Here is a 26,094-nt window from a genome sequence, read left to right on the forward strand (position 1 = left end):
ATGTCTCTCAAAAATTTCGGGAAAGCCGCCCTGATCGTCGCTGTGGTAGCGGCTTGCGGTAAAAACCGCGTTCAGGTAACGGACAACGGCCTGAAGTACCAAATTCACGAACAATCAGAAGGCACTCGTAAGGGTAAAGTTGGCGACATTCTGACGCTACACCTCACCCTGATGAACAACAAAGATTCAGTTCTGCGCGATACGCACAAAGAAGGGGCTCCTTTCCAGATGTTGCTCCAGGTTCCACCTTTCAAAGGATCTTATGAAGAAGGGTTGGCTATGCTGGGCAAAGGCGACAGTGCCACATTCTATGTGAGTGCCGACTCGCTTTTCACCCGGGCCATGCAGCCCCTGCCGCCAGGCGTTCAAAAAGGTAGTGATATTGGCATAGCCGTAAAAGTCCTGAATATTCAGACTGAAGACGAATATAAGAAACAGCAGGCTGCCGATTTTGATAAGCAAAAAGGGATTGATGCCAAAGTCATTGATAGCTATGTGGCTAAAAACGGTTTAGCCGGAAAAGGTCAGAAAACTCAGTCGGGAGTTTATTACATCGTAACCCAGCCTTCAAGTGGCCCCGCCCCTAAAGCCGGTGAAATTGTTAAAGTTCGTTACACGGGCAAACTATTGAACGGCACTATCTTCGACAGTTCCGAGAAAAGCCTTAATCCACAAGCCAGCGGTGAACCCGTTCAATTCCCGATTGGTGTAGGGCAGGTTATTCCAGGCTGGGAAGAGGGGGTTATGAAAATGCACAAAGGTGAAAAAGCAACCCTGATTATCCCTTCGACACTGGCCTATGGCTCACGTGCCAATCCGAAGATTCCAGCTAACTCAGTGCTGTTGTTCGACATTGAACTGTTGGACATTCAGAAAGGTCAACAGCCAGCAATGCAGCCTGGTATGCCACAGCCCAGTCGGTAAGATAGTCTCATTTATTCCGAAAGCCGTTTGCAGTTATAGCTGTAAACGGCTTTTTTTGTTGATGATGGAACTATGCTTTGCTACCAACAATCAACATAAACTCGACGAAGTGGCAGGTCAACTCGGTAACTCGTTTACCCTGAAAACCCTACGTGATATTGGCTGTACCGACGAGTTACCCGAAACGACGGGAACAATAGCCGGCAACTCACGCCAGAAAGCCGAATACGTCTGGACGCATTTCGGCCTATCGTGCTTTGCCGATGATTCGGGTCTGGAAGTAGATGCCCTCAATGGCGAGCCAGGTGTCGATTCGGCCTATTATTCAGGTAGTCGGGATGCTGGTAAGAATATAGAAAAGTTACTCACAAACCTTGCTGGAAACAGCAATCGGAAAGCCCGGTTTATCACGGTATTTACCCTAATTCTGCAAGGTGTTGAGCATCAGTTTGAGGGCGTTATCGAAGGCCAGATACTAACTGAGCCTCGTGGCGAAGGCGGATTTGGCTATGACCCCCTATTCCTGCCGGATGGCCATGACCAAACGTTTGCCGAAATGCGGATAGAAGAGAAGAACGGGATGAGCCACCGCTCCCAAGCTTTGGCAAAAATGATAGCCTACCTGGAAAAACAAAAAGGGAAGTAATACCCGGCTAAACGTGACATCCCGAAAGCGCTGTGCTTTCGGGATGTCATAACGTATCCTATTGTTCCGTTCCTACTCCGACCGCGAAGACGAAACCTTGGCGGCTGGTGTCGATTTTTCAGCTTTATCTTTCTCCAATTGTTTTTTCACAGCTTCACGCTGATCGTCGCGAACGGTTGGGTATTTGATGCCAAGTTGCTCCAGATAGGTTTTATACTTTGTTGGATCGTAATAAAACGTCGAGAGCTTCGGTTTGAACTCGTCCATGATCTTCTTATTCAGGTAGATCGCAGGTTTTTCCTTCGACGAAATCAGAGACTCATATTTAATATCTTTAGTCTGCTCATCCCGATAGTAAGCCCAGGCATCTTTAATCAACTCGGGCTTCATCAGTAGATCAAGCAACGTCATGGCTTCCGCTTTGGCACCGTAGACAACCCCCTTATGGGCAATTGGTGTCGCCATCGAAATGGCATTCGCCCAGTGGTGGCCTGGTAATCCGGGAATATTACTTGGATAGCGTAATACAATCGTCGGCAGCGACCACGAAATATCAGCAATATCGTCGGAACCACCACCCATAGACGTCATGGCCTGACCACCCATCATCACCACAGGAGCCGACGAAGTTGGCAGACTCATGGAATCGAGTTTGGTAGCCAGTCCACTCATTTTAGGCGCCTGAAGCTCCAGTTGCGAAGCGCGAGCCAGGAGTTGATCTTCCTCAGTCCAGGTGGGTAGGCCCACCTTTTTGATATTCTCGTAAGCTGCAATGGCCATCGCCTTATTGGTATGCACTGGCCAGGCCGAGCCTAAAATTTCGTAGCTGAATTTCGTATCGGTCATCAGCGCAGCCCCCTCGGCAATTTTGACACCCGTTTCGAACAGTTTTTTGATCTTCGGATACGTTCGTTCCCGAAAATAATACCAGACCGACGCTTTTGAAGGAACAACGTTAGGCTGATCGCCCCCGTCTGAAATGACATAGTGTGAGCGTTGGGTAAGCTCCAGGTGTTCACGGCGGAAATTCCAGCCTACGTTCATCAGTTCAACCGCATCCAGTGCACTCCGGCCACGCCAGGGTGCACCAGCTGCGTGAGCAGCCTGCCCTTCAAAACTGAACTTTACCGACACCAGCCCGTTATTGCCATTATCACCCCAGGAAACGCCGAGATTATTGCCTACGTGGGTAAAAATGCAGGCGTCAACATCTTTGAAATAGCCGTCCCGAACGTAGAAAGCCTTTGTGCCGACGAGTTCTTCGGCCACACCCGGCCAAAGCATTAGCGTACCGGGAATTTTCTCGCGCTCCATCAGCTTCTTCACGGCCAGTACAGCTACAATATTCAACGCCTGACCGGAGTTGTGCCCTTCGCCATGACCAGGAGCGCCTTCCACAATTGGATCTTTATAGGCTACACCCGGCTTCTGGCTAGCCTTTGGAATACAGTCGATATCGGAACCGATTGCGATGAGTGGTTTACCTGATCCCCAGGTAGCCACCCAAGCCGTTGGAATACCGGATATACCAGTTTTTACAGTAAAACCTTCGTTTTTCAGCAGGCCGGTTAAGTACTCGAACGATTCTTCCTCCTGAAAACCCAGCTCGGCAAAACTGAAGAGCATATCGTTGATTTGTTGCGCCAGTGCCGAATTGGCTTCCACAGCCGCAACAGCTTCCTGTTTCAATTTGTCAAGTTTGTCGACGGATTTAGCTCCTTTCTTTGCCTGCGCTATTAGAAGCGTTGGCACGAGCAAGAGGAACAATAAAAGATTTGTACAGTTTCTCATTGGTATTACCAAATTTTATAATGATGATTGGGCAGTTGACTAGCTAAAGATACGGCTAAATGATAAAGCAATGAATAATTAACAACAAAAAAGACAACCCAATATGAGTTGTCTTTGAATGGCATGGTACCTGAACCGACGCAAGACTTATCTATTCTGTCTTTAGCCTGGTCAGAAAGCGGTCGTATGTATCTTGGTCAATAGACAGCTCGATCCGTTTGTGCGGATTGGTAAAACCAGCCACAATCGTCACATTGGACTTGGCAACACCGATTTGCTTAGCCAAAAATTCAGTCAGATACGCATTGGCTTTCCCATCCTGCGCTGGGGCCTTAATCTTGGCGTTAAGCATCCCGGCAGCATCATACAATAGCTGGTCTACTTTACTTCCGGGCTTTACTTTCAGATGCAGCGTAACAGGCATAAATCAAACGTTGACTTTATAATTCAGCGTAATTTCATCGCCCGTCATGCCCCGGAATCCCCAGTTATGCGCCGGACTTTCCAGAATACAGATTTCAAGGTCGGTAACGGGTAGATTTAGCTGAGTACAAACACGCTCGTAGAGCAAATGAATCAGTTTTTTCTTCGTATCGACCGTACGGCCTTCGATCATCAGAAACTCCAGAATGATATACCGGTCGGATGCGGTAGCCGGTCGAAAGAAATCCTCCTTGTCAAGATAGAAAAAGCGGTGCGCTCGTTTATTTTCCGGAAACTGGAGTGCTTCGACCACGCACGCATGAATGGAACTGGAAAGCACCTCCCGAATGGGTAGCAGGTGTTCGCGCACCCCATAAATCTTTACCTGACTCATACTTTCTATGGCTTAAGCTGACTGGCCAGTACAGCAATGCCTTCTTCAAAACTGCGCGGATCGTAACCCAGTACGGTTCTGGCTTTATCCAGAATAAATCCGGTACGTGGTGGCCGACGCGCTACCTGCGTGAATGTGGATGCATCGGCCTGCGCAATCAGTGACTTATCGAGACCAAAATAATCGGCGGTTTTAATCGCCATATCATATGGGGTCAAAACTTCTTTCCCCGATATATTGAAAATGCCTTCAGCTTCTTTATCAGCAATCAGGTAGCAACCCATAGCCAGATCTTCGGCCAGGGTTGGGCTCCGCCACTGGTCGGTGACGACTTTAATATTCTTACCCTCTTCCAGCGATTTCTTGACCCATAAAATGATGTTGCTACGACTCATATCGTGTGCAATGCCATACACGAGTACCGTACGGGCAATAGCCCAGCGCAAGGGAACGTCGGCCCGGTTCGCATGTTTAACGACCGATTCGCCAGCCTGTTTGCTCCAGCCATAAAAACTGATGGGATTGGCCTCGGCAGTTTCATCGTAAGGGCCTGCTGTACCATCGAAAATGAAATCTGTAGACACATGCACCAGAAAGGCATTGGTAGCCTGACAGGCTTCAACAATGTATTCAACCGCATGGACATTCTGCGCCCAGCACGCATCTTTCTGTACTTCGCATTTATCCACATCGGTCATAGCAGCCCCGTGGATAACTACATCGGGTTTTACCTCGCCAATTGTATCCAATACCTGCTGCCGATCCGTAATATCCATTGATCGGTACGTATATCCATCTGCATAAGGCAATCGATTATCGCCACGAGCGGTTGCTACTAATTCAATATTGGGCTGTTTGGTCAACAGGTCGACCAGTTTTTGTCCCAACAGGCCATTGGCTCCAGTAATAAGAATGCGTTTCATAAGAGTAGCTCAGTAATAGGAGTAAGTAGTAGAAGTTGCTGACGCGTATTTATTTATCTCCCAATACTCCTCACTCCTAATACTGATAATGATATTGTTTTGTAATCTTCTTTTTCTTGACCCAATCGCCCGTCATGGTCATGCGAACGTCTTTAACGGGCCGGTCCATTTCGTCGCGGGGTTGTTTGGCAATGCTGTCCACAATAGCCAGCCCATCAATTACCTCGCCAAAAACGGTGTAGTTGCCATCCAGATGCGGTGCCCCCCCAATGGTTTTGTATACCTGTTTCTGCTCATCGGTCGGTACATGCCCTTTCATAGCCTGGATTCGTTCGACCTGCTTTTGCAGCGCGGCATCATCCCAAACGCGGCCTTGTACAATGTAAAACTGGCAGGCACTCGACGCTTTTTCGGGGTTATTATCGCGAGCAGCCGCTAAGGCGCCTTTCTTATGGAAGAGTGTGGGCACAAACTCGGCCGGTATCCGCTCGCCAATGCTACCACTTCCAAGAGGGTCGCCAGCTTTTGCTTTACGGGAGTTTGGGTCGCCCCCCTGAATCATGAACAGAGGAATAATGCGATGGAACAACAGACTGTCGTAAAATTTCTGATCGACCAGTTTGATAAAATTTTCCTTGTGCTTTGGCGTCTGATCGTACAGAACGAGCCGCATGGGACCGTAGATTGTTGTCAGCGTAACCAGATAGTCTTTTTTCTTCCGGTTCTGGGCCAGAAGCGTGGTTGACATCAATAAAAAGAGAGCGAGGTAAATACGCATGGTTCGTTGCCGATCAGAATCCAGAAATAGTTACAAAGCTACGCGATTCTGAAAGGCATCTTTCAAACGCTGGTCGTGGGTAACCACAATGAGGCTGGCCCCTATCTGCTCCGACTGCTCACGCAGGAGTTGCACAACACGCTCTGTATTTTCATCGTCAAGGCTCGACGTTGGCTCATCGGCCAGAATAACCCCCGGCTGATTCATAACGGCCCGCGCTATACTCACCCGTTGCTGCTCACCCTGGCTTAGCTGATGCGTTTTTTTGTCCAGGTGATCACCGAATCCCAATTGGGCTGCCAGTTCCTTTGCCCGTGCTTTATCCTGCGGTTTATCAGCTAAATAATTAGCCAGCAACAGGTTATCAAGCACCGAGAGCGAACTAACAAAATGGGGTTTCTGGAAAACAATACCCACGTGTTTGGCCCGAAAAGCGGCAGTTTCGGCCACGCTCAATTTCGTGAGGTCTGTTTCGTCGATGGTAACCGAACCACTTTTGGGCTTCAGCAACAAGGCCAGCAAGTGCAGGAATGTTGTTTTACCCGTTCCTGACCGACCCAAAATCAGGAGTGCTTCCCGATTGGCGCAGTACACATCGGGAAATGTGAACTGCTTGGTGGGGTTATACGCAAACGAAAGTTGGTTGGTCGCCAGCATAGAAACAGAAGCTAATACGCACAAAAATAGGCAGGCAACGAGAATAATGTAGAATGTAGAATGAACAATGAATAATTTTACTCCCCAGTTAGGCATTATTTATTATCCATTCTATATTATTCATTTGAAACGAATCGCTCTATTTGCTTCTGGCTCTGGCTCGAATGCCGAGAAAATCGCTGCCTATTTTGCTGATAATACCAGCGTTGACATTTCGTTGATTGCCTCCAACAACCCAAAAGCGGGGGTTATTGATCGGGCCCGCCGTGGATTCGGAAGACGGCTGCACATTCCAGTTTTGCTCTTCGACCGGGCAACGTTTTACGATACCGACCGAATCACTCAACTGCTGCAGAATCAACACATCGATTTAATTGTACTAGCCGGTTTTATGTGGCTGATGCCCAGCAAATTGGTACAGGCATTCCCTAATAAAATTATTAACATTCACCCAGCGTTATTACCTAAATTTGGGGGGAAAGGCATGTATGGCCACTTTGTCCACGAAGCGGTGGTAGCAGCCAACGAAACCGAATCAGGGATTACGATTCATTATGTAAACGAGCATTACGACGAAGGGCAGATTATTTTCCAGGCCAGTTGCCCGGTTTTACCAACCGATACACCCGAAGACGTAGCCCAAAAAGTTCAGGTATTAGAACACCTGCATTATCCAAAAGTGGTAGAAGACGTATTGATGCGATGAATAATTTTACAAAAAATAAAGCCGTTGGGTTTATTGGAGCGTTGCTTGTTTTAGCCTTCCTGAGCAGTTGTTTCCGGCCGGTCCTGTACCTTCAGAACAAAACGCATTATCCGGTCGATGTATTCTATGACAATCAACGACCAGCCCGCCCCTTCGACCCATTGCAGGACCTGGAAGTAAAAGGCGAAGTACAGCTCTCGGCCAGGCAATTGGACGAACGCAATAAACGGATGCTGAGCCGTGGGAACGATATGCAACAGAAAGAACTGATGCTGGCTCGACTGACCATGCAGGCCAAGAATATTGGTGCCGATGCATTAGTGGCTGTTAAATATACCTACTACACATCAATGACCGATAACGGATACATTATGACGGGGCTTGCCGTGAAATATAAAAAAGAAGAGGAAACCACGGCCAAATAACGGACTTAGGACATATCTCATTCCAAACTAAAAGGTCTGCCAGCTATTCGTTTGGCAGACCTTTTAGTTTGGAATGAGACAATACAATTTATTTGACCTCTTCATAGTCAACATAGTCGCCCCCTTCAAAGCGGGAGCCGTTTTCTTGCGGCCGCTTATCCACGCGAATGTCTCCTTCCCGACGGGCTCCGCGAACATCACCCTGCCTCTTTTGCTCCTTAACCAGTTGACGACCAACCAAAAGGTAAAAAACAAATCGGCGTACTGGAGGCACGAACAGAATAATCAGCGTGATAATGAAGAGATATTTGAGTAACATATCAGGGTGTCGTTAATACCTTATAAACGTAGCGGTTAGCCATTTAGTTTTCGAGCCCGTCAAACGGTTTCAATCCAGGTTATTCGGTCCGCTACGTTGATAAAAGCGTGATTGGCAGAACTCTACTGTTGTCCGTACAAGGCTTTTCCGGCTACTTCGTACTTATCGCCCGCCGACCATTGGGGGCGCGTAGGCCGGTCCGCAATCAGTCGGGCTGCGTGTGCATAGGCCTGACAAAAGCGAAGAACATACTTAAAATCCAGCGATTCGGGGTTATCAATGGCCTGATGATAGTATTTGCCGATAGCGGCATCGAACGTCTTGAAACCGGCTGAGAATGTAGGGGCCGGGATACCTTTTGCCGCAAACTGAACATTATCTGATCGGTCGAATAAGCCCTGCTCGGGAGCGGGTTCGGCAAAAATGCTAAGACCAAACGCTTTAGCGCCTGCTTCGATTTCGGCTTTTGCCCCAGTCCGTTCCAGGCCAATGACGGATACCACGGTGGTATCATTATAACCGGCTCCATCCGAATTCAGGTCGAAGATGGTTTGTTTTAGCGGCACTAAGGGATGCTCAGCATAATAGCGGCTACCCAGAAACCCAACCTCTTCGCCCGTCAGCGCTAACACCAAGACGGAGCGTTTGGGCCGCTGCTGCATCAACGCTTTGGCCGATTCCAGCAAGGCTACGGCGCCAATGGCATTGTCACGAGCCCCATTAAAGATACTGTCGGTAGACTGATACGCACTTCCGCCCTGTGCTCCAACCCCAATGTGATCAAAATGAGCCGATAAAATAACGTATTCATTTTTCAGCTTTGGATCGGTACCTTCAATAATTCCGGCAACATTAGCCGAGGACGTGGTTAGGTGTGGGCGACCGGAGGTTCGCAAGGTAACGGTTTGACCCGCTTCTTTCAACTGCTTGTATTGGTTGTTGGCGTTGTTGACCCAAAGATGGGTTATGGGCGCTTTGCCATCGGCGGAGGTGGCGATGGTCAACTGATCGCGGCTGAAATACTGACTCACAAACCCCCAGGGCGTAGCTTCGCTGTATAGTTCAATCAGAGCAGCCGCGCCTTTTTGGGTTGCCATTTTGCGTTTTTCGGCAGCAGCCCGAATAATATCGCCAGGGCTTTTAGCTTCGGGCGAACCACCCTGCGCTACCACAATCCGACCTTTTACATCCCGACCCTTATAGCCATCTTCGCCATCAGTGAGGCCATAACCGACATAGATCACCTCGCCCGACAGATTGGTTGGGTCGCCCGACATCACAATCAACTGCTTGCCAAGTTGAAGGGTATCTTTTCCGATCAGGAGTGTAGCAGAGGTAGCCGTTTTTGCTTTTTCAAGATTGATGTGCTGAAGAAAGTCCGGCTGATTATCGGTCGTGGCCGCAGGCTTCAGACCCAGCAGACGAAACTGCTCGGCAATGTATCGGGCGGCTGTTCGGTTGCCCGGCTCGCCCGTCCGACGGCCCTGCAGTTCATCAGATGCCAGGAATCTCGTATGTACCTCAACTTCAGTTCGAGAGAGTAATGCTTCAGGAAGGGTTAATTTTCCGCCTTTAGCAGGTCGGCTTTGCGCATGAGCGCCCAATGCCGTTAGCAGTAGGCTCATCCAGAGCGTTACTCGGATAGTTGTTTGCATGATGATTGAATTTGGGATAAAAGTACGAAAAACCCCGACGCTCACTGGCAGTCTTTCCATCTCATCAAATTTCAGTATTTTCGTCCCCTTACACCTAGTAGATTCTGAAAATCTATCAGGTTGCGTTGATTATGTCCTCTTCTACCAAAACAATTTATTCTACTTCCGAAAGAACATATCTGTTCATTGCCATAGGGTTGTTAGGGTTGTATGTTTTCCCATACATCTGGCTCGGCGAAGGGGCCCATCTAACCATCCACGACAATCTGGACAGCGATTTTCTTTACCTGTATCTGCTCAAACTCACTCGTACCGCCTTCGATTTTGATCTGAACACTATTATTCCCAATATGATGAGTGGTGGGCCATTCCGGGGTATACCACGCTCAGCATTTCGGACAGGGCTAAATGTTGAAGTATTGTCGTTCTGGCTTTTTCCACCTTACGCAGCTCAGGTTATCAATTTTGCGGCTGTGCATGGGCTTGGCTTCTGGGGCATGTATTTATTGCTGCGTCGATACATTTTGCCCGAATCGATCTGGGCCTTTACCCGAGTAGCGGTTGCTTTTCTGTTTGCCCTGGTGCCCTGCTATATAGTGCATGGCGCATCGGTTACGGGTCAGCCACTGCTGTTATTTGCATTTCTCAATCTATTGACGAACCGGGCTCGCTGGACCGATTGGGTCATTATCCTTTTATTTCCATTCTATTCGTTCTTCGTCTGGTCGGGCCTTTTTATCTGTGTTGCCTTAGGCGTATTGGGCCTGATCAGTATGCTCAGAAACCGACAACTGAACCGACCGTATCTGAATGGATTACTCACACTTTCCCTGCTCTACCTGGCCAGCGAGTGGGAACTGATTTATGGGTTTGTCCATCAAACATATATTTCCCAACGCGTTGAATTCGACTATAGCCAGCTACGTTCGATGCGGGTAGTGGATAGTTTGCGCCGGAGTGCGGATTTATTTGTTTGGCCGATGTTTAATACGGGGGCTTTTTTTACGCTGGGTATTCTACTAGTAGCTGGATTAAGTGCCCGAAAAGCTTTTCGACGAGAACGTTATACATCCGTCAGGTGGCTAATCGGGTTGCCAATACTGGCGGCACTCATTTGTCTGGTTCATGGCTTTTACCATTACCTCGTCGTTGCCCTGGGTGATAGTGACCTGGGGCTCAAATTTCGCGTGTTTCAGTTTGATCGTTTCTATTTTCTGCTTCCGGCACTCTGGTTCATTCTGTTTGCTATGGCGTTACGGGAGTTTGGGGATGGGCGCAGAGAAGCCGGCAACAACAGCCAGCCATCGAACGTAGTTTCGCTATTTCTGGCCCTGCAGCTCACGCTGATGCTTATTGCGAACAAAGAATGGCGAATTAATGTCGGTAAGTCAGTCGGGCTTATTAACGAAGCGCAATATCCATCATTCCGGGCCTTTTTTGCTGAAAAGCAATTTGTTCAGATTCGCGATTATATTGGCCAGCAACCCTCGAACTACCGGGTCATATGCCTGGGTATGCATCCATCCGTTGCGCAGTTCAACGGCTTTTACACGCTCGATAGTTACCAGAACAATTATCCCCTACCCTACAAGCACGCATTCCGCAAAATTATTGCTGCGGAACTCGCCAAGGGCACCCGGCAAATGCGCGTTTATTACGATGCCTATGCCTGTCGCGCTTATCTCTACACCGCCGAATTAGGCATGAACTACCTTTTCGGAAAAACACAAAATCGGTCCGTTAGTCATCTACAGATCGATACAAATGCACTAAAGTCGCTCAATGGGCAATACGTAATTTCGGCCGTACCGATTTTAAATGCAGCCGCCAACCGACTGTATCTGAAAAAAGTCTTTGACCAACCGGAAAGCTATTGGCGAATCTGGTTGTATAAAGTTGTATAAAGTAGCCTAGGCAAGCGGGTAATCCTTACCCTAGACTAGCCTCGCTTATAATGCTGACGGGCGAATCGCATGAAGGTATCGGCAAGTCCTTCGCTGACGCCCTGCAACTGAATGGAATACAAATCACGCTCGATAGTAAGCCCCTGTACATCAAGCACTTTTAGCGTACCAGCCTGTAACTCCTGCTGAACGGCAAAAACGGAAATAAACGCCATACAGCGCGAATTACTGAGATACGATTTAATGCTTTCTGTACTTCCTAAATGCATTTCCACGGTCAGATCCGATAGACGTATGCCGACTCCTCGCAAAGCATGTTCAATCACTTCGAGCGACCCGGAGCCTCGTTCACGCAGCACAATCGGGACGGTACGTAATTCGTCCAGCGTAATCTCGTCGCGATTGGCTAATGGGTGATCGGCCCGGCAGATCAGGACCAGTTCATCCTTGACAAATGGCGTATAGCGAATGTCGCTATGATGCGTTCGGCCTTCCACCAATCCCAGATCAATCTCGTCGTTGAGCAACTGCTGTTCGATCTGTTCCGTATTGCCACTCAGCAGCGAGATGGCTACATCGGCCGATTGTTCATGAAACCGCGCCAGAACAGGCGGAATCACATACTGCGCTACGGTCGTACTGGCCCCTACCCGCAACGATCCTCTCGACTCCCCTTTGAGCGCGTTCATATCGAACTCCAGTTGGCGATAGGTGGCCATGATGGTTTCGGCATGACGAAGCAGAATACTCCCGGCCGCTGTCAGGCTGATCTGATTCCCACGCCGGTCGAACAGGGCGGTTCCAAACTGATGTTCAAGTTCCTGAATGTGCTTGGTCACGGCAGGCTGCGTGACATATAACTCAGCGGCTGCTTTGGTGAAACTCAGCCGTTTGGCCACGGTATAGAAGACATTCAGGCGGAAGGATAGCATACTGATACTGAATTTAGTACAGCAAAGGTAGTAGTCTGTCCGTATTTGCCTGCGGTTTACTTAACCCGTTCGTATTGATAAAAACCAAATGCCATTTGCTGCGGTAATGTAAATGACACAGTTCCATCAGCCGTTACGGCCAGCCGGAAGCTTTTTCCCTGACCCATTAAGTGCGTAAACTGATAGGTGCCGGATAACAGGTTCATGAGCTTCATTTTAGCAGCACCCACTTTCGTTTGCTCCCGAAAAACCAATACATATCCGGTAGACTGTTTTTCCGAAATGGATTGAAAGCCTGTCCAGCTTGTGCCCGATGGTTCATTACCAATTGGAAATAGCTGGCCATTATGCCACGCCCACCAATGTTTTTTATAGGCACTGATCAGGCTGGTAATGGCAAAGGCCTCTGGTGGCAAATTGCGGGCTTCCATCCAGGCCAACGGCTGGGCAGGCATGGTAATGGCAAACAAGTAATCGAAGGGGTAGTGTGCCGGGCTAAATGAGTCGTCTTTGGGATAGCGATCCTGATTACGCCATTTGTTCAAAAACTCGATCTGCAAGCGCTGAGGTGGCACATATCGGGCCAGCATCCACAAATTGCGCAAGGTGAAATGCGGATAATAATTTCCCCAGTCGGTATAGCGGTTTTCCAGAAACAGGTTGCCGTACTCATAAAAATAATGATACCCAAACCGTCGGCCAGCCGTCACATCGAGGTTAAATATAGCCTCACCGTTTGTGCTGGCCATAACCGTATCGAGCATCTTTCGGAAATTAATTTCGGCCTGCTTATCGGCAATACGCACCCCATCGATCTTCCACATCCGGATGCCATAGCGTCGGTATTGGTCAATCATCACCTGCGCATCCCGATCCCAGTATTTGAAGCTACTATCGACACTCGGATTGAACCAGGTGGAGAGCGTAATACCTCGCTTTTTACCCGTTTCCATAATTCGGCTAAAACCCGTTGGGAACTTCCTGGGGTCGGGTAGCCAGTAATCGGGTTTGCGCCAGATGTCTTTGAAGCTCCCACCCTGAAACGCCGAATTGGCACTTTTTCCCTGTTGCCAGCCATCGTCAAGCTGGAAATGAGTGATCCCCAATTTTTCTCCTAATTCCAGTTCGCGTAGCACAAACGCTTCGTTGATGTTTTTATCCTGCCCCCGATCTCCCCAGGTATTGAGCAGAATCATCTCATCGCGGTTAGGTTGCCGTATCCGTAAGCTTCGTTGATACGACCGAAGCGCTGTCAGTTGTCCCTCTTCGCCACCCGACCAAACGCCAAGCACCAGGCTATATCCCCGAACCCATTCATCATTGCGTAGGTCAGTTGGTCCTACACCAATACCAACCGCCCGCATCTCGTTGAACTTTAACGAGAAATCGAAGCCAGGGTAAGCGAGCTGTACACCCGATACTGGTGCTTCTTTGAGCCAGAAAATCCCCCTATCGGTTCCTCCTTCGTCCAGAAACAACAGGTTACCCCGCAATCGTACTTCCTGGCGATACGCCAGTCGGGTATATTCCTGCACCAGCGTGTTATTCTGGTCGGTAGCATCGAAAAACTCCACCGATTTTCCCCGCCAATGAAGTCCGGGAAGGGCGAGTCGATCCAGCACGACAGCATTAGCCTCACCCTCTTTTTGGGTTGCCAGAGATTCAAGATTACGCAGGTCGTAGGCTTGTTGAACCTGTTGCTGCCAATCGGGAGCGCGTCCTTTCAGGTAATAATCGCAGGCAATAGCCGGGCAGTTGGGATAGATTCGAAAGACCCGTTTTACCCATACATCTCCTAATGAAACGAGTACCTCTGCTTCCAGATGGGCAGGTGTTCGGCTGGTTTCGGCAACGGGTTTTACCGTAAAGCCTCCGTTGGCCGGATCACCCACTTTAGCAGGCAAGGAAAAATCAGCGTTTTTATTCGCCAATTGCCATTTCTTCCCGGTTTGCTTGTCCTGAAGGGCGAATGAACTGAGATTCCCATTCTGAAATAGGTAGGTTCGTTGAATCAGCGAATTACCCAGAATTAACGTATCACCCTTGCGAATGGCCTGGCACGACGATAAGTCCGTTTGCCCGTGTGCGGGTATGAAAGAATGAGTAAACAGGTAGATCGCTATCAATAAATTCCTCATTGGCAATAGATTGTATTGGTTTTCAGAAATCTTGATTGTTCAACGTGGTGGCAGATGGTAGCATCTGCCACCACGCAAATCACGCAAAAAAGGGAACAGGCAATGGCTGTTCCCTTTCGTAACGCGGGTGGTAACCCGCGATTGGCGTATCATAGCGCGGGCTCCACCCGCGTTATAGACTCCCTAATACCCCGGATTCTGCTGAATTTTTGATCGGTTAATATCAATCTGGCTTTGGGGGATCGGATCGACCAGATTGTTTTCGGTTAACACATTCACGAGTCGAATCTGGTCTTTTTTGCTGTTCAGAACTGGAATGGCCCGGTCAGTACGGACAAGATCATACCAGCGCTGCCCTTCAAAAGCAAATTCGACCCGACGCTCCTGTTCCATTGCCAGCCGGAATGCCTGCTGATTTGGAATATCGGTAGCCGTTTTGCTGGCCAATCCTGCCCGGTTACGAATTTTGTTTAGGTACGTAAATGCGTCGCCATTGGGCTGATAGCCCACTTCATTCAAGCTTTCTGCATACATCAGCAACACATCGGCATAGCGGATAACGGGGATGTTGTTACCGTTATCGCCATTAGTGGCTGGCGTGTCATAGTACTTCTTCACAAAATTGTAGGGAATGGTTTGCCCGCTGGCATTTACATAGGATGTCGCCAGCGAAACGTCTTTCCGTTTATCTCCCGGCTCATAGGCATTGATTAGATCGGCAGTGGGCTGGTTGTTGCCGCCACCCCCAAATGCGATCACGGCATTGCCTGAATTTTCGGGTGCGAACGAATTTGGCCAGGAATTTCCTTCGCCAGCACCGCCCGATTTGTACTGCACATCGAACACCGATTCTTTGTTGTTCTTATTGCTCACTTTGAAAACATCGGCATAGTTCGGCAGAATATCATACACCCCCAGATCGATCACTTCTTTAAGCTTGGCAACTGCCTGAGCGTATTTCTTTTCGGTTAGGTACACTTTGCCCAGTAACGCTTTTGCTGCTCCTTTCGTGGCCCGTCCGACTTCGGCAGTGGCATACGAAACCGGCAACACCCCTTCGGCATCGGTCAGATCTTTCTCAATCTGAGCATACACATCCGCTTTGGGCGAACGACCGTACTCATACCCTTCGTCGGGATTGGAGATGGCCTTCAGCACCAGAGGCACATCGCCAAACGTGCGTACCAGATTGAAATAGACCAACGCCCGCAGGAATTTGGTTTCGGCGATATACCGATTCTTCAGGTTTTCATCCATCGACACTCCGCCAATTTTTTCCAGGATGGTATTGTAGCGGGCAATGGCGGTATAACTATCGTTCCACCGACCGGAGATAAACGGGTTAGTGGTTTTGATGTAAAACCGATCAAATTCATCCTGATCCGTTACCGAACCGGAAGCCGGAGGTACTGTATTATCCGAGGCCACATCGCCAAAAACGTAGCTATTCCCGAAAATACCACCCGATTGTAAAGAGGCATATGCCCCATTAATGGCATTCTTGAAATCATCAGCTGTCTTGTAAAAGTTATCTGATGTAGCCGATGAGATGGGTTTTAAATCCAGAAACTCTTTGCTGCATGAGCTGAGCGTCAGGCTGAACAGCAGCGATATATAAATCTTAGATACTTTCATTGTTTTTGTCATTAGGGTTTACCGATGAGGCTTTTAAGCGTCAACGCGTTCCATCAAAATCCTAAGTTGAGACCCACCGTAAACGTTTTCGCCAGAGGATAGTAGCCGTAATCGACCCCACCCGTCAGCGGGCCTTCATAGTTGCTGACTTCCGGGTTGTAGTTCAGGTACTTGGTCCAGGTATGCAGGTTCTGCGCCGACAGATAGATACGGGCCTGCTGAATTTTCGCTTTGTTCAGCAAGGTTTTAGGCAACTGATACCCCAGGCTCAGGTTCTGAATCCGCAGGTACGAACCATCTTCCACCCAGCGCGACGAAACGGCATTGTTGTTCCCCGTTGTCCGGGCATTAGCGCGGGGGGTTACCCCATCGCCGGGATTACTCTCCGACCGCCAGCGAGTCAGCACGGTGGTAATCTGGTTCGCGTTGCCTTCCAGGTTCTCGAAAAAGCGCCGGCTCAGGTTCAGGATCTGTCCGCCCTGCGTTCCCTGAATGGCAATGCTTAAGTCAAAGCCTTTATAGCTAAACGAGTTGGTCATTCCGTAAATGAACTTTGGTTGGTTGTTGCCGATGATGGTGCGGTCGTCGGCCGTGATTTTTCCATCGCCATTCACGTCTTCATACTTCACGTCGCCGGGCCGTGCCGTGGCATCGTGCGGGTAGCTATCCAGATCGGCCTGATTCTTGAAAATACCAATCTGCTTGTAGCCATAGAAACTACCAATGGGCGAGCCAATCTGGGTAATGTTCGTTTGATCGACACCGCTGTTGCTTCGAATTGGATCGCCCGTGGGTCCAAGTGCCAGCACTTTGTTGCGGTTCAGTGACAGGTTGGCGCTGGTATTCCAGACAAAGGCCCCGGTGATGTTGCGTGTGTTGATCGAAAACTCCCAGCCTTTATTCTCCATCTTACCAATGTTCTTCACAGCCGATGTAAATCCAGTCAGCGAAGGTACATTAACCGATAGCAGCAGGTCTTTGGTAATCCGGTTGTAATAATCCACAATCAGGTAGATGCGGTTGTTGAACAAACCCAGGTCGATACCGGCATCGAACTGCTGGTTCTTTTCCCAACCTAAATTGGCATTCCCCAGTGTGCCAGGAGCTAAACCATTCGCCAGATTATTGTTGAAGCTATAGTTGTCCGACCGCAAGGTGGCCGCGTATGGATAATACTCGGGATTTCCTCCCGATAGAAAAGCATTGTTACCAGATAGGCCATAACTCACCCGAAGCTTGGCTTCCGACAGGCTGGGAATGCCTTTCATAAAATTCTCCTCGCTAAACCGCCAGCCGAGCGAAGCAGCCGGGAATGTACCCCAACGATTCTCCGGCCCGAAGATCGACGACCCATCCCGACGGACAGACACATTCAACAGGTACTTGCTTTTGTAATTGTAATTGATCCGGGCGAAATACGATGTCGATGCATTCTCCCGGCGGTTGGAGGTAATGGTCGATGTTGTACCATTGGCGCTGGCGTTCAGCGTTTCCACTACATCGTTGGCATACGAACTGCCCGTCCCGGAACTGTACTGATACTGAAAGCGGGTTGCTTCCATTCCGACCAACACATCCAGATTATGCACCTCATTCAGGGTTTTGGTGTAAGTCAGCGTCTGGTTAAATAGCCAGCTAAGCCCCTGCTCAGAGGTAGCGGTGCCTTTAGCTGCATTTGGGGGCAACAACTGATTGAGCGGCAGCCGGGATGTCTGGTAGGCATTGCGTCGATAGCCTGTGAAGTTAAGGTTACCCGTGGCCCGGTATTTAAAAGCCTTAAGGAAGTTATATTCCAGATAGGAGTTACCCAACAAATTGATCTGCTGATAGTTGCTATGGTATTCGGTAATATTGGCAATCGGGTTGGTAATACCGGGATAATTATAGGGTGCTGCCAGTTCGGTTTGTGACGAATACGTTACGCCATCGGCCGCGTAAATGGGAGCCATCGGCATCGCCGACAGAGCCGCATTGATAATGCCGTTGTTGGCCCAGTGCCCATCTGAAAGTACTTCCTGCTGATTTTTAAACGATGGATTAAGGTTCAGACCGACACGGAGCTGGGGAGTGATATTCACATCCACATTGGCCCGTACCGTGTACCGATCCAGGCTAGAGCCTTTAATAATTCCATCCTGCTTAAGGTAGCCTCCACTAACCAGATAACGAGCTTTATCGGTACCACCCGAAACCGAAAGCTGGTAATTGCTAATGGCGGCCTTGCGGAAGATCATATCCTGGTAGTCGTGATAGGGCAGATTGGCTACTTTGGCTGGGTCGTCGAAATTGAACCAATCGTATAGTTCACCCCGTGGGTAGCGATACCGCAGATAGGAACTTGGCCGGACACTGTTGGGGTCATTAATGTTGGCGCCAGGTACGTTGTCCAGATAAGCCGTATTGGAGGCTTCTTTACCAAACTCAGCAAACTGCTGCGAGTTGAGCAGGTCAATTTTTTTAGTTATCTGCTGAAAGCCCGTATACACATCCAGATTGACATTGGTTTTTCCGCTTTTACCGCGTTTGGTCGTTACCAGAATCACCCCGTTCGAGCCTTTGGAGCCATAAATAGCCGCTGACGAAGCATCCTTGAGCACATCGATGCTTTCGATGTCGTTTGTGTTCAGCAAACCAAAAATGCTGGCATCGACAATGTTGCCATCGACCACAATCAGAGGAGAGTTACCCGCGCTGATCGAACCAAAGCCCCGGACCTTGATGGCGGGGGTACTGCCCGGCGTACCGTTGTTTTGCTGAACGATAACCCCGGCAATTTTGCCCTGTAAAGCCGTAGCCGCATTCGATACAGGCATATCTTTCACTTCCGACATGGGCACCGACGCAATGGCCGCCGTAACAGCTTCCCGCTTTTGCGTGCCGTATCCTACTACAACTACTTCACTAAGGGTTTTATCGTCCGTTTGAAGCTGAACCGACAGTTGGCTGTTGTTGCCCAGGGGAACTTCCTTTGTCTGATAGCCAACAAAGCTGAATACCAGTATAGGCGATCCGCCATCGGGTACATTCAGTCGATAGGCTCCCTGCACATCAGTCGTAGTACCACGCTGGGTCCCTTTCACAATGACGCTTACACCGGGAATCCCAGCGCCCGTTTCGTCGGTGACCGAGCCTGTAACGGTACGGTCAGCGGCAACATTTACGGGTGTTTGAATCATGCGAACGGGTAAAAGCATTTCAGGAGCCGATGCATTCAGCAGAATTCGTTTTCCGGCCAACTGATAACTGATTTGCAGCGGACGCAACAGTTTATCGAGCACGGTAGCCAGCCGTTCATTGGTCACATTGAGCGACACTTTACGGCGCGATTGAATAATCCGGTCGCTGTACATAAACTCGACATCGGCTTCGCGCTCAATCGTTTTGAGGAGGTTTTTTACGGTCACATCCGTCAGTTGCAGGCTAATCTGACGATCTAGTGGTGACTGTGCATCGACGGTTGTAGCATACGTCATACCAGCAAACAGTATGAGTAAACAGCCTTGCACGAGCGAAGTTTTCATGAGAAACAAGGCAAGAGTTCGTAGACATCTATTTTTTTCCATACAGTAAATTGAGTAAAGGGGATAATGAAAGGTCAATAGCAGCCCTGAGCGCTAATGACGATTTGGGCATCAACGATTTGGTAAGAAGCTTTTATGGTTTGACAGATTAAATTCAGTTTTTCCAACAGCGGTTCATCCTGAAATTTGGCAGTCAGTGTACACTGTTTTAGTAGTTGCTCATCGAAGACAATATCGACCCCGTAGGCTTCCTCAAGTTGGGTAAAAGCCTGCGCAACCGGCGTATCGTCGTACACAAAGACATTACGAGTAAAACGGGAATCAATAATGGCAGGATTGGGAATAATGGTCCGTCGGAAATGCCCTTCCTGCCGGCTGAAAACCACTTGCTGATTGGGTGTGAGCACTACGCCGGGAATATCGCTGTTGGCTTCTTTCTCCGCGCGTTGCCAGTCTTTCCGGGCAAAAACCGATACGCGCCCAGTGCGTACCACTACCTGCGCATTCGCCTGACTTTCAAAGGACCTGACGGTAAAGCTGGTACCCAGCACTTTGGTTACCAACTCATTCGCATACACATAAAAAGGTTTTGCCGGATTTTTGTGAACGTCGAAAAAGGCCTCGCCGGTTAGGTAAACTTCGCGTTTCGTTCCCTGAAATTGATTGCTGAAACTGATCCGGCTGGCGGGTTGCAGGGTAACCCGGCTCCCATCGGGTAGCCCAACCACCAAAGGTGTATTCGTTGTATTGACTTTCTCAATCAGTTTTGTCGACGACGCATTGACTAATTCTGCGTAGGTAGCTGGCCCGGCCGACTGTCGAACCAACCAGGCAGTCCAGCCGATACCGAGTACCAGTAGCAATACAGCGGCAGCCCTGGCCCACCAGCCCAGTGAGCGGTTCGCCACTACCCATACGGAAGGGTGTTTATGCGTTCGGAACTGTATCTGTTGAAGTTGATGCTGTACGTCCGACTCCGAAATATCCCGATACGGCTTAACAGTCAGGCCACCAATAATTACTTTGGCCTGCTCGGCTATATCGCGTTTTTCAGGGTACTGATCCAGCCATTGTTGCCAGAATAGCTGTTCGTCGGGCGAACTTTGGTTAGTGGCCCATCGGTTGAACGATTCATCCAGCAGCAAATCCTCGATCTGGTAATCCTGGTAATTTTTCATGAAGGAATACGCTAAAAACTAGCCCTATACCTCCAACATGCAGTCACCCCACCGATCCTACTGGAAGAAACTGCATTTTTTTGCAAAAAAATTTAACCGATGAAAATAGTGGCTGAACGAGCTTACCGAACCAGAAGCGACAATAAAGCCATTGAAAAAGCCATATCGCCCTGCCAGGCATTACGCAGTTTCTGAAGCGCTTCGTGAAGAATATTGTAGACCGACTGCCGATTCAGGACCATCACTTCGGCTATTTGTTCATGCGTAAGGCCCTGATAAAATTTAAGGAAGATAACTTCTTTCTGCCGTTTGGAGAGCTGATTGAGTAACGCTTCCAACTGCCGGGCGTGATCATGGGCAATCTCCTGCGTAATGAGCTGATTCTCGATAGAAAATTCAACCTCGAACAGATAATTCTCCTGAATCGACTCCCAATTAGTACCCCACTTCGCTTTTCCCCGAAAAATGCGTCGTCGTAACGATTTCAGCAGGTAAAACTTAACGAACTCCGTTTCGCGGACTGTTTGCCGACGCTGCCATAGCTCTACGAAAACATCCTGAATACAATCTTTTATGTACTCCTCGTTGGGGTCGAAACGGATTCCATACCGAAACAAAATCGGATAATACGCCTGAACAAGCTGATCGAACGCCACCGAATCGCCTGATCGGAAGCGTTGCCACAGGAGTGCATCATCGATTTGTTCAGCCTTCATACGCAGAGTAACCCTCTTTATTAGAAGAAAACTATTAGCGAATCTACCCTACTTACTATACTTGGTTAACGAATAGTTCGGCCATTTAGCCGCTAAATTCGTCAAACTAGTGGCTCTGTAAGCTATCGGGCATTGACATTAAAATTAAAAACAAAACATCTTCCCACCCGCTTTATCTGTGCGGAACGCCACGTGCTGGCGCAACTCGTGACGTAGAAAACAGCATGGCTAAAACAGGAGGAGATTTATTAATTGAGCGCTTAATCGACTGGGGAGTCGATACAGTCTTTAGCTTGCCCGGCGATGGCATCAACGGAATCTATGAGGCACTACGGACCCATCAGGACAAGATTCGACTGATTCAGGTACGGCACGAAGAAGCTGCAGCTTTTATGGCCGGTGGTTACGCTAAATTTACGGGTAAACTAGGTGTCTGTATAGCTACGTCGGGTTGTGGAGGTATCCATATGCTCAATGGCCTGTATGATGCCAAGTATGATGGTCAGCCCGTGTTGGCTATTACGGGCCATACCTTCCATGACCTCAGTGGCTCGTATTACCAGCAGGACGCCAATCTGACGAAGGTATACACCGATGTAGCTGCTTATAATGAGCTGATTATGGGGCCCGATCACGTCATCAATGCCGTCGATCAGGCCATCCGAACGGCTTATGGACTTCGAACGGTAGCGCATATATCCTTCCCCAAAGATTTTCAGGAATGGACAGTCCAGGATGATAAACGCTCCATGGCAAACGCGCCGAAGCATACTAGTGAACTACGCGTAACAATGGCGCTTGCTCCAGCTTTGGAAACGCTGCAACGAGCTGCTGAGGTAATCAACACAGGCGAAAAAGTGGCCATTCTGGTTGGTCGTGGCGCCTTGAACGCCCGCGCAGAGATAGAGCAATTAGCCCAAATAGTTGGCGGCCCCGTCGTCAAGGCTCTCCTGGGAAAAGCTGTCCTCCCCGACGATAGCCCCTATACTACCGGGGGCATCGGTCTGTTGGGTACGGCTCCCTCACAAGATGTAATGGAAGAGTGCGATACGCTGGTCATGATTGGCACCTACTTTCCTTATCTGGAGTTTTACCCCAAACCCGGTCAGGCCCGAACGGTACAGATCGATCTGGATGCTACCCGCATAGGCCTTCGAACACCCGTTGAAGTGGGCCTTGTGGGCGACAGTAAAACCACGCTCCAGGCTCTCCTACCGTTACTAAAACCCAAGTCGGATAGCCGTTTCTTACAGAAAGCGCAGGAACGGATGGAACATTGGCGGGAACTGATGACCGAACGCGGCACGCAGACCGATATCCCGATGAAGCCGCAGGTGATCCCACACCTGGTCAGCCCGCTACTCAATGACGATGCCATTATTACCTGCGACTGTGGCAATAACACAACCTGGGCGGCCCGTCATATCCAGATGCGGGGTTCCATGCAGTTCTCTACCTCGGGGCTAATGGCTACGATGGGATCGGGTTTACCGTATGCGATTGCGGCCTCGGTCGCGTATCCGGGTCGGCAGGTTGTGGCGCTGGTAGGCGATGGCGGCTTTACCATGCTCATGGGCGAAATGGCAACAGCCGTCAAGTATAAGTTGCCCATCAAAGTATTCATTTTCCACAACAACTCGTACGGGCAGATTAAATGGGAACAGATCGTACTGGAAGGCAACCCTGAATTTGGCGTTGAATTACAGTCAATCGATTTTGCGGCTTATGCCCGTGCCTGCGGAGCTACTGGCTTTACCATTGAAGACCCGAACGATGCACCCGCTATTGTTCAACAAGCCCTTGCCCACGATGGCCCGGTTTTAATCGATTGTATTGTCGATCAGAACGAGCCTCCCATGCCCGGTAAGATAACGACTGAGCAGGCCATTGAATTTGTCAAATCGATGACCCGTGGTGAACGTGACCGCAGCGAAATCATCAAAACCGTCGTTAAAAATCAGGTCCGCGAAGCCATCGAAACCAAAGGTCGAAGCCTACTCAATGTGATCCCGGGTTTATGAGAACCATACATAAAAATATGAGCCGTCATTTATCGAAAACACTAAAATGACGGCTCATAAAACCGTTTGCGGCTCAGGATTGAACAATCGATTTAACCAGTTAACAAAACGCTGGCAGAGTTCCGTATTATGGTCGAGATAGGTTTTCGTTACTGCTAACCCCATGGGCGTGCCGGGGTCTTTTTGCCAAGCTAGCCAAGTATGGATATAGGCTTTAGCCCGATGAATTTCACTGTACCGACTATCAATTGGCTGAGCTTCAAGTTGAACAAGGGCTTGTTCTACAAATGGACTCAGCAGATCATTCGGTCGAATTAGCAAGCGAATAAAATCTTCGAGCATGCCTGATTGCAAATTATCGGGCATAAGCCAGATACCGATAGTTGGGTAAATATCATGTGGCAAATGCGTAAAGCCTTCTGGGCTAGGTTGATCAGGGATTGCATAACCGAATGACGATAAAATTCCTGATAAATTTTTCCAACGTTTTTGCAAATCCTGGTCAGCATCCAATACCACGCCAATGGCTTTAATACTTTCCTGCTTTAGTTCAAGGGGTAGTCGTTCTAAAATTCGACTAATACCTTCGCAATCAATCACATCGAAAGTTTCAGGGATATTGTATTTTTCACAAATGGCCCACACTACGTGTTGATCATCATTTCCCTCAACTAACAGTTTGGCGTTGAATTTCTCTCTTACTTTCATGTCAACGCACTTCGATGTTATATTCTACGGCTGTTTCCAATTCCTCTGGTGAGTAATCTATAGCTCGAACATCACCGTTGTGAAGTTGTAAACGAATGGCTTTGCCCGCTTCATCAGGCTTTTCCTGCTTAGCCAATATATAGGTAAACCACTTAACGGCATCATTACTATGCGTCGTTGCAAATACCTGAATATTTAATCGTTCCGAGAGAAAAAAGATAATTTCCCATAATTTTTCCTGAACGGAATAATGTAAGCCATTTTCAAATTCATCAATGAATAGGTAGCCATTTTCACAATTTACCATTGCTAAAATTATCGTGAGAATACGATTAATTCCATCACCCATTGAGCGTAAATAGATAGGTTTACTTAACCCTTTTAGTTGTACCCTTCCTATTCTTTCATCTTTCCTTTTTGTTCCATAAGACTCTATATTGGGAAGCACAAAACGTAAACTCTCTATATTAGGCTCAATAAGTCTTAAAGCATCTTCAACATATATATTTTTTTCTGATGAAGTTATTTTATCCCATAAACGACCATTTGTCTCACGATTTATTCCGCTTGACCTAACAAATTGTATATTTTCTGGTATACTCCTAAAACGTGTAGGCCGATTTAAATTTCTATTAAGAGTAACAACTTGAAATGTGTTATCAACTGTTATCTCTAAACCTAAACCTTCGGAATTATTTGGCGAATTAACTGTGACGATTCTTGAATAAGTCCCCTCTTCATCTTGAATCTCTTCTTTTATATAGTAAACAAACCTAAGGGTTAAAAAGCCATCTTCGGAAGATATTAAAATAGATGCTTGTTTATCTGTACTGTATTCTCTACCATAAAACAAGCCTGATAGCAATTCTAAGTTGTATTCGATCCGCTGCTCGGTTTCCATCAAGGAAGTACTAGAAGCATCTTCTCCTCTTTCTTCAAAAATCTTACTAATCCATTGAAGATTAGCTTTACATGCTAGAAGACTAATCGCTTCTAACACCGACGTTTTTCCGGTATTATTTTTCCCGACCAACAAGTTCACTCGGCCTAACTTTTCAATCGTCAGGTGGCGGAGGTTGCGGTAATTGCGGATTTCGAGCGAGTTTAACATGAGAAATAGTGCTACTATTTCTGAAAATTAGCGATTGTTACACTATTGACAAAAAACAGCCCGCCACCAGTTCGTTGGTTAGCGGGCTGTTGTGTTAAACGGCTTAGTTGAATCAAGGTCGAATGATGGTCCAGCCTTCCTGTTCGCGGATGATGAGTTCACCGTTGGCGCTGGGTACATAACTCACAATCGGGAACAGCTCATCCTTACTGATTTTTCGCATCCGCATGGTGTTTTCGCACATGGCCATAATCACACCCTGCTTGTGCAGGTTTTCAATATCGCTCTGAAAATAAGGCTTGTCTTTCCGGTACACAATGTTAGCCCCACCATATACAACCAGTTCAACGTCCAGTTTGCCTTTCAGTCGGGGATCGTTCAGCGCATTCTGGATGTTGGCCAGGGCGTGCCGGATGGTGGCCGTATCGGCCGTATTGAGCTGATAAATGGCCTTGTAGCGGGACTTGGTAGGCTGGGCTCCGTGGAATGTACCTGTCTCGCTCGACTGTGCCCTTACCGATACAACCATTCCCAGAAAGGCTACCAGCAGTAAGTAGATATGTTTTTTCATGATCAGTTTGTTTACAGT

23 protein-coding genes are annotated in these 26,094 nt (G+C 48.4%); 6 read left to right on the forward strand and 17 right to left on the reverse strand.

The annotated features are described in order from the left end of the window. Positions 1 to 924, forward strand: a complete 924-nt coding sequence (locus B5M13_RS28590) for an FKBP-type peptidyl-prolyl cis-trans isomerase (protein ID WP_080058907.1) — start codon at positions 1 to 3, stop codon at positions 922 to 924. Positions 925 to 988: 64 nt separating this feature from the next. Beyond that, positions 989 to 1,570, forward strand: a complete 582-nt coding sequence (gene rdgB, locus B5M13_RS28595; protein WP_080058908.1) for an RdgB/HAM1 family non-canonical purine NTP pyrophosphatase — start codon at positions 989 to 991, stop codon at positions 1,568 to 1,570. A gap of 72 nt (positions 1,571 to 1,642) precedes the next feature. Here the strand turns inward: rdgB and B5M13_RS28600 are convergent, their stop codons facing one another. The 6 genes from B5M13_RS28600 to B5M13_RS28625 form a co-directional block, all read right to left on the reverse strand. Beyond that, entirely contained in the window at positions 1,643 to 3,361 is a 1,719-nt protein-coding gene (locus B5M13_RS28600) for an amidohydrolase (protein WP_080058909.1), read from the reverse strand. A gap of 151 nt (positions 3,362 to 3,512) precedes the next feature. Next, positions 3,513 to 3,785, reverse strand: coding sequence for a DUF167 domain-containing protein (locus B5M13_RS28605; protein ID WP_080058910.1), 273 nt, complete (start codon positions 3,783 to 3,785; stop codon positions 3,513 to 3,515). 3 nt (positions 3,786 to 3,788) lie between these two features. Next, positions 3,789 to 4,178, reverse strand: a complete 390-nt coding sequence (locus B5M13_RS28610; RefSeq protein ID WP_080058911.1) for a tautomerase family protein — start codon at positions 4,176 to 4,178, stop codon at positions 3,789 to 3,791. Positions 4,179 to 4,183: 5 nt separating this feature from the next. After that, entirely contained in the window at positions 4,184 to 5,101 is a 918-nt protein-coding gene (locus B5M13_RS28615) for an SDR family oxidoreductase (RefSeq protein ID WP_080058912.1), read from the reverse strand. A gap of 76 nt (positions 5,102 to 5,177) precedes the next feature. Further along, on the reverse strand, positions 5,178 to 5,879 hold the full coding sequence (locus B5M13_RS28620) for a peptidylprolyl isomerase (protein ID WP_080058913.1): 702 nt from the start codon (positions 5,877 to 5,879) through the stop codon (positions 5,178 to 5,180). A 30-nt stretch (positions 5,880 to 5,909) separates the two neighbouring features. After that, on the reverse strand, positions 5,910 to 6,536 hold the full coding sequence (locus B5M13_RS28625) for an ABC transporter ATP-binding protein (RefSeq protein ID WP_080058914.1): 627 nt from the start codon (positions 6,534 to 6,536) through the stop codon (positions 5,910 to 5,912). Between the two features lie 124 nt (positions 6,537 to 6,660). Here B5M13_RS28625 and purN point away from each other — a divergent pair, with 124 nt between their 5' ends. Both purN and B5M13_RS28635 read left to right on the forward strand, forming a co-directional pair. Beyond that, positions 6,661 to 7,242 carry a phosphoribosylglycinamide formyltransferase gene (gene purN, locus B5M13_RS28630; RefSeq protein ID WP_080060115.1) on the forward strand — a complete coding sequence of 194 codons (582 nt, stop codon included), beginning with the start codon at positions 6,661 to 6,663 and terminating at the stop codon, positions 7,240 to 7,242. Continuing rightward, positions 7,239 to 7,667 carry a hypothetical protein gene (locus B5M13_RS28635; protein WP_080058915.1) on the forward strand — a complete coding sequence of 143 codons (429 nt, stop codon included), beginning with the start codon at positions 7,239 to 7,241 and terminating at the stop codon, positions 7,665 to 7,667. Before purN ends, B5M13_RS28635 begins: the two co-directional genes overlap by 4 nt. 88 nt (positions 7,668 to 7,755) lie before the next feature. Here the strand turns inward: B5M13_RS28635 and B5M13_RS28640 are convergent, their stop codons facing one another. Both B5M13_RS28640 and B5M13_RS28645 read right to left on the reverse strand, forming a co-directional pair. Further along, entirely contained in the window at positions 7,756 to 7,986 is a 231-nt protein-coding gene (locus B5M13_RS28640) for a DUF4834 domain-containing protein (protein ID WP_080058916.1), read from the reverse strand. A 122-nt stretch (positions 7,987 to 8,108) separates the two neighbouring features. Further along, a complete protein-coding gene (locus B5M13_RS28645; RefSeq protein ID WP_080058917.1) occupies positions 8,109 to 9,641 on the reverse strand; it encodes a M28 family peptidase in 1,533 nt (510 codons plus the stop codon). Between the two features lie 131 nt (positions 9,642 to 9,772). Here B5M13_RS28645 and B5M13_RS28650 point away from each other — a divergent pair, with 131 nt between their 5' ends. Further along, a complete protein-coding gene (locus B5M13_RS28650; protein ID WP_245859538.1) occupies positions 9,773 to 11,545 on the forward strand; it encodes a DUF6044 family protein in 1,773 nt (590 codons plus the stop codon). A gap of 35 nt (positions 11,546 to 11,580) precedes the next feature. Here the strand turns inward: B5M13_RS28650 and B5M13_RS28655 are convergent, their stop codons facing one another. The 6 genes from B5M13_RS28655 to B5M13_RS28680 all read right to left on the reverse strand — a co-directional run bounded on the left by B5M13_RS28655 (position 11,581) and on the right by B5M13_RS28680 (position 21,665). Then, positions 11,581 to 12,477 (reverse strand): LysR family transcriptional regulator, encoded by an 897-nt coding sequence (locus tag B5M13_RS28655; protein WP_080058918.1) that lies wholly within the window; start codon positions 12,475 to 12,477, stop codon positions 11,581 to 11,583. Positions 12,478 to 12,533: 56 nt separating this feature from the next. Next, positions 12,534 to 14,615: an alpha-galactosidase gene (locus B5M13_RS28660; protein ID WP_080058919.1), complete on the reverse strand. Its 2,082-nt coding sequence runs from the start codon at positions 14,613 to 14,615 to the stop codon at positions 12,534 to 12,536. Positions 14,616 to 14,798: 183 nt separating this feature from the next. Beyond that, the gene (locus B5M13_RS28665; RefSeq protein ID WP_080058920.1) at positions 14,799 to 16,250 is read right to left on the reverse strand and encodes a RagB/SusD family nutrient uptake outer membrane protein; all 1,452 of its coding nucleotides are present in this window, start codon (positions 16,248 to 16,250) and stop codon (positions 14,799 to 14,801) included. Positions 16,251 to 16,303: 53 nt separating this feature from the next. Next, positions 16,304 to 19,771 carry a TonB-dependent receptor gene (locus tag B5M13_RS28670; protein ID WP_080058921.1) on the reverse strand — a complete coding sequence of 1,156 codons (3,468 nt, stop codon included), beginning with the start codon at positions 19,769 to 19,771 and terminating at the stop codon, positions 16,304 to 16,306. Between the two features lie 74 nt (positions 19,772 to 19,845). Continuing rightward, positions 19,846 to 20,949 (reverse strand): FecR family protein, encoded by a 1,104-nt coding sequence (locus B5M13_RS28675; protein WP_080058922.1) that lies wholly within the window; start codon positions 20,947 to 20,949, stop codon positions 19,846 to 19,848. A gap of 122 nt (positions 20,950 to 21,071) precedes the next feature. Then, a complete protein-coding gene (locus tag B5M13_RS28680) occupies positions 21,072 to 21,665 on the reverse strand; it encodes an RNA polymerase sigma factor (protein WP_080058923.1) in 594 nt (197 codons plus the stop codon). 224 nt (positions 21,666 to 21,889) lie between these two features. On the opposite strand from B5M13_RS28680, the gene B5M13_RS28685 reads away from it, so the two are divergent. Beyond that, positions 21,890 to 23,686, forward strand: coding sequence for a thiamine pyrophosphate-dependent enzyme (locus B5M13_RS28685; RefSeq protein WP_080058924.1), 1,797 nt, complete (start codon positions 21,890 to 21,892; stop codon positions 23,684 to 23,686). A gap of 54 nt (positions 23,687 to 23,740) precedes the next feature. On the opposite strand, the gene B5M13_RS28690 is transcribed toward B5M13_RS28685, so the two are convergent. From B5M13_RS28690 to B5M13_RS28700, 3 genes are all read right to left on the reverse strand, one after another. Then, positions 23,741 to 24,394, reverse strand: coding sequence for a DUF3226 domain-containing protein (locus B5M13_RS28690; RefSeq protein WP_080058925.1), 654 nt, complete (start codon positions 24,392 to 24,394; stop codon positions 23,741 to 23,743). 1 nt (position 24,395) lies between these two features. Continuing rightward, positions 24,396 to 25,505 (reverse strand): AAA family ATPase, encoded by a 1,110-nt coding sequence (locus B5M13_RS28695; protein ID WP_080058926.1) that lies wholly within the window; start codon positions 25,503 to 25,505, stop codon positions 24,396 to 24,398. Positions 25,506 to 25,617: 112 nt separating this feature from the next. Continuing rightward, positions 25,618 to 26,076, reverse strand: a complete 459-nt coding sequence (locus tag B5M13_RS28700; RefSeq protein WP_170061210.1) for a DsrE family protein — start codon at positions 26,074 to 26,076, stop codon at positions 25,618 to 25,620. Positions 26,077 to 26,094: the final 18 nt, after the last annotated feature.

It is taken from the genome of Spirosoma aerolatum (assembly GCF_002056795.1).
GTDB classification, from domain to species: Bacteria; Bacteroidota; Bacteroidia; order Cytophagales; family Spirosomataceae; genus Spirosoma; species Spirosoma aerolatum.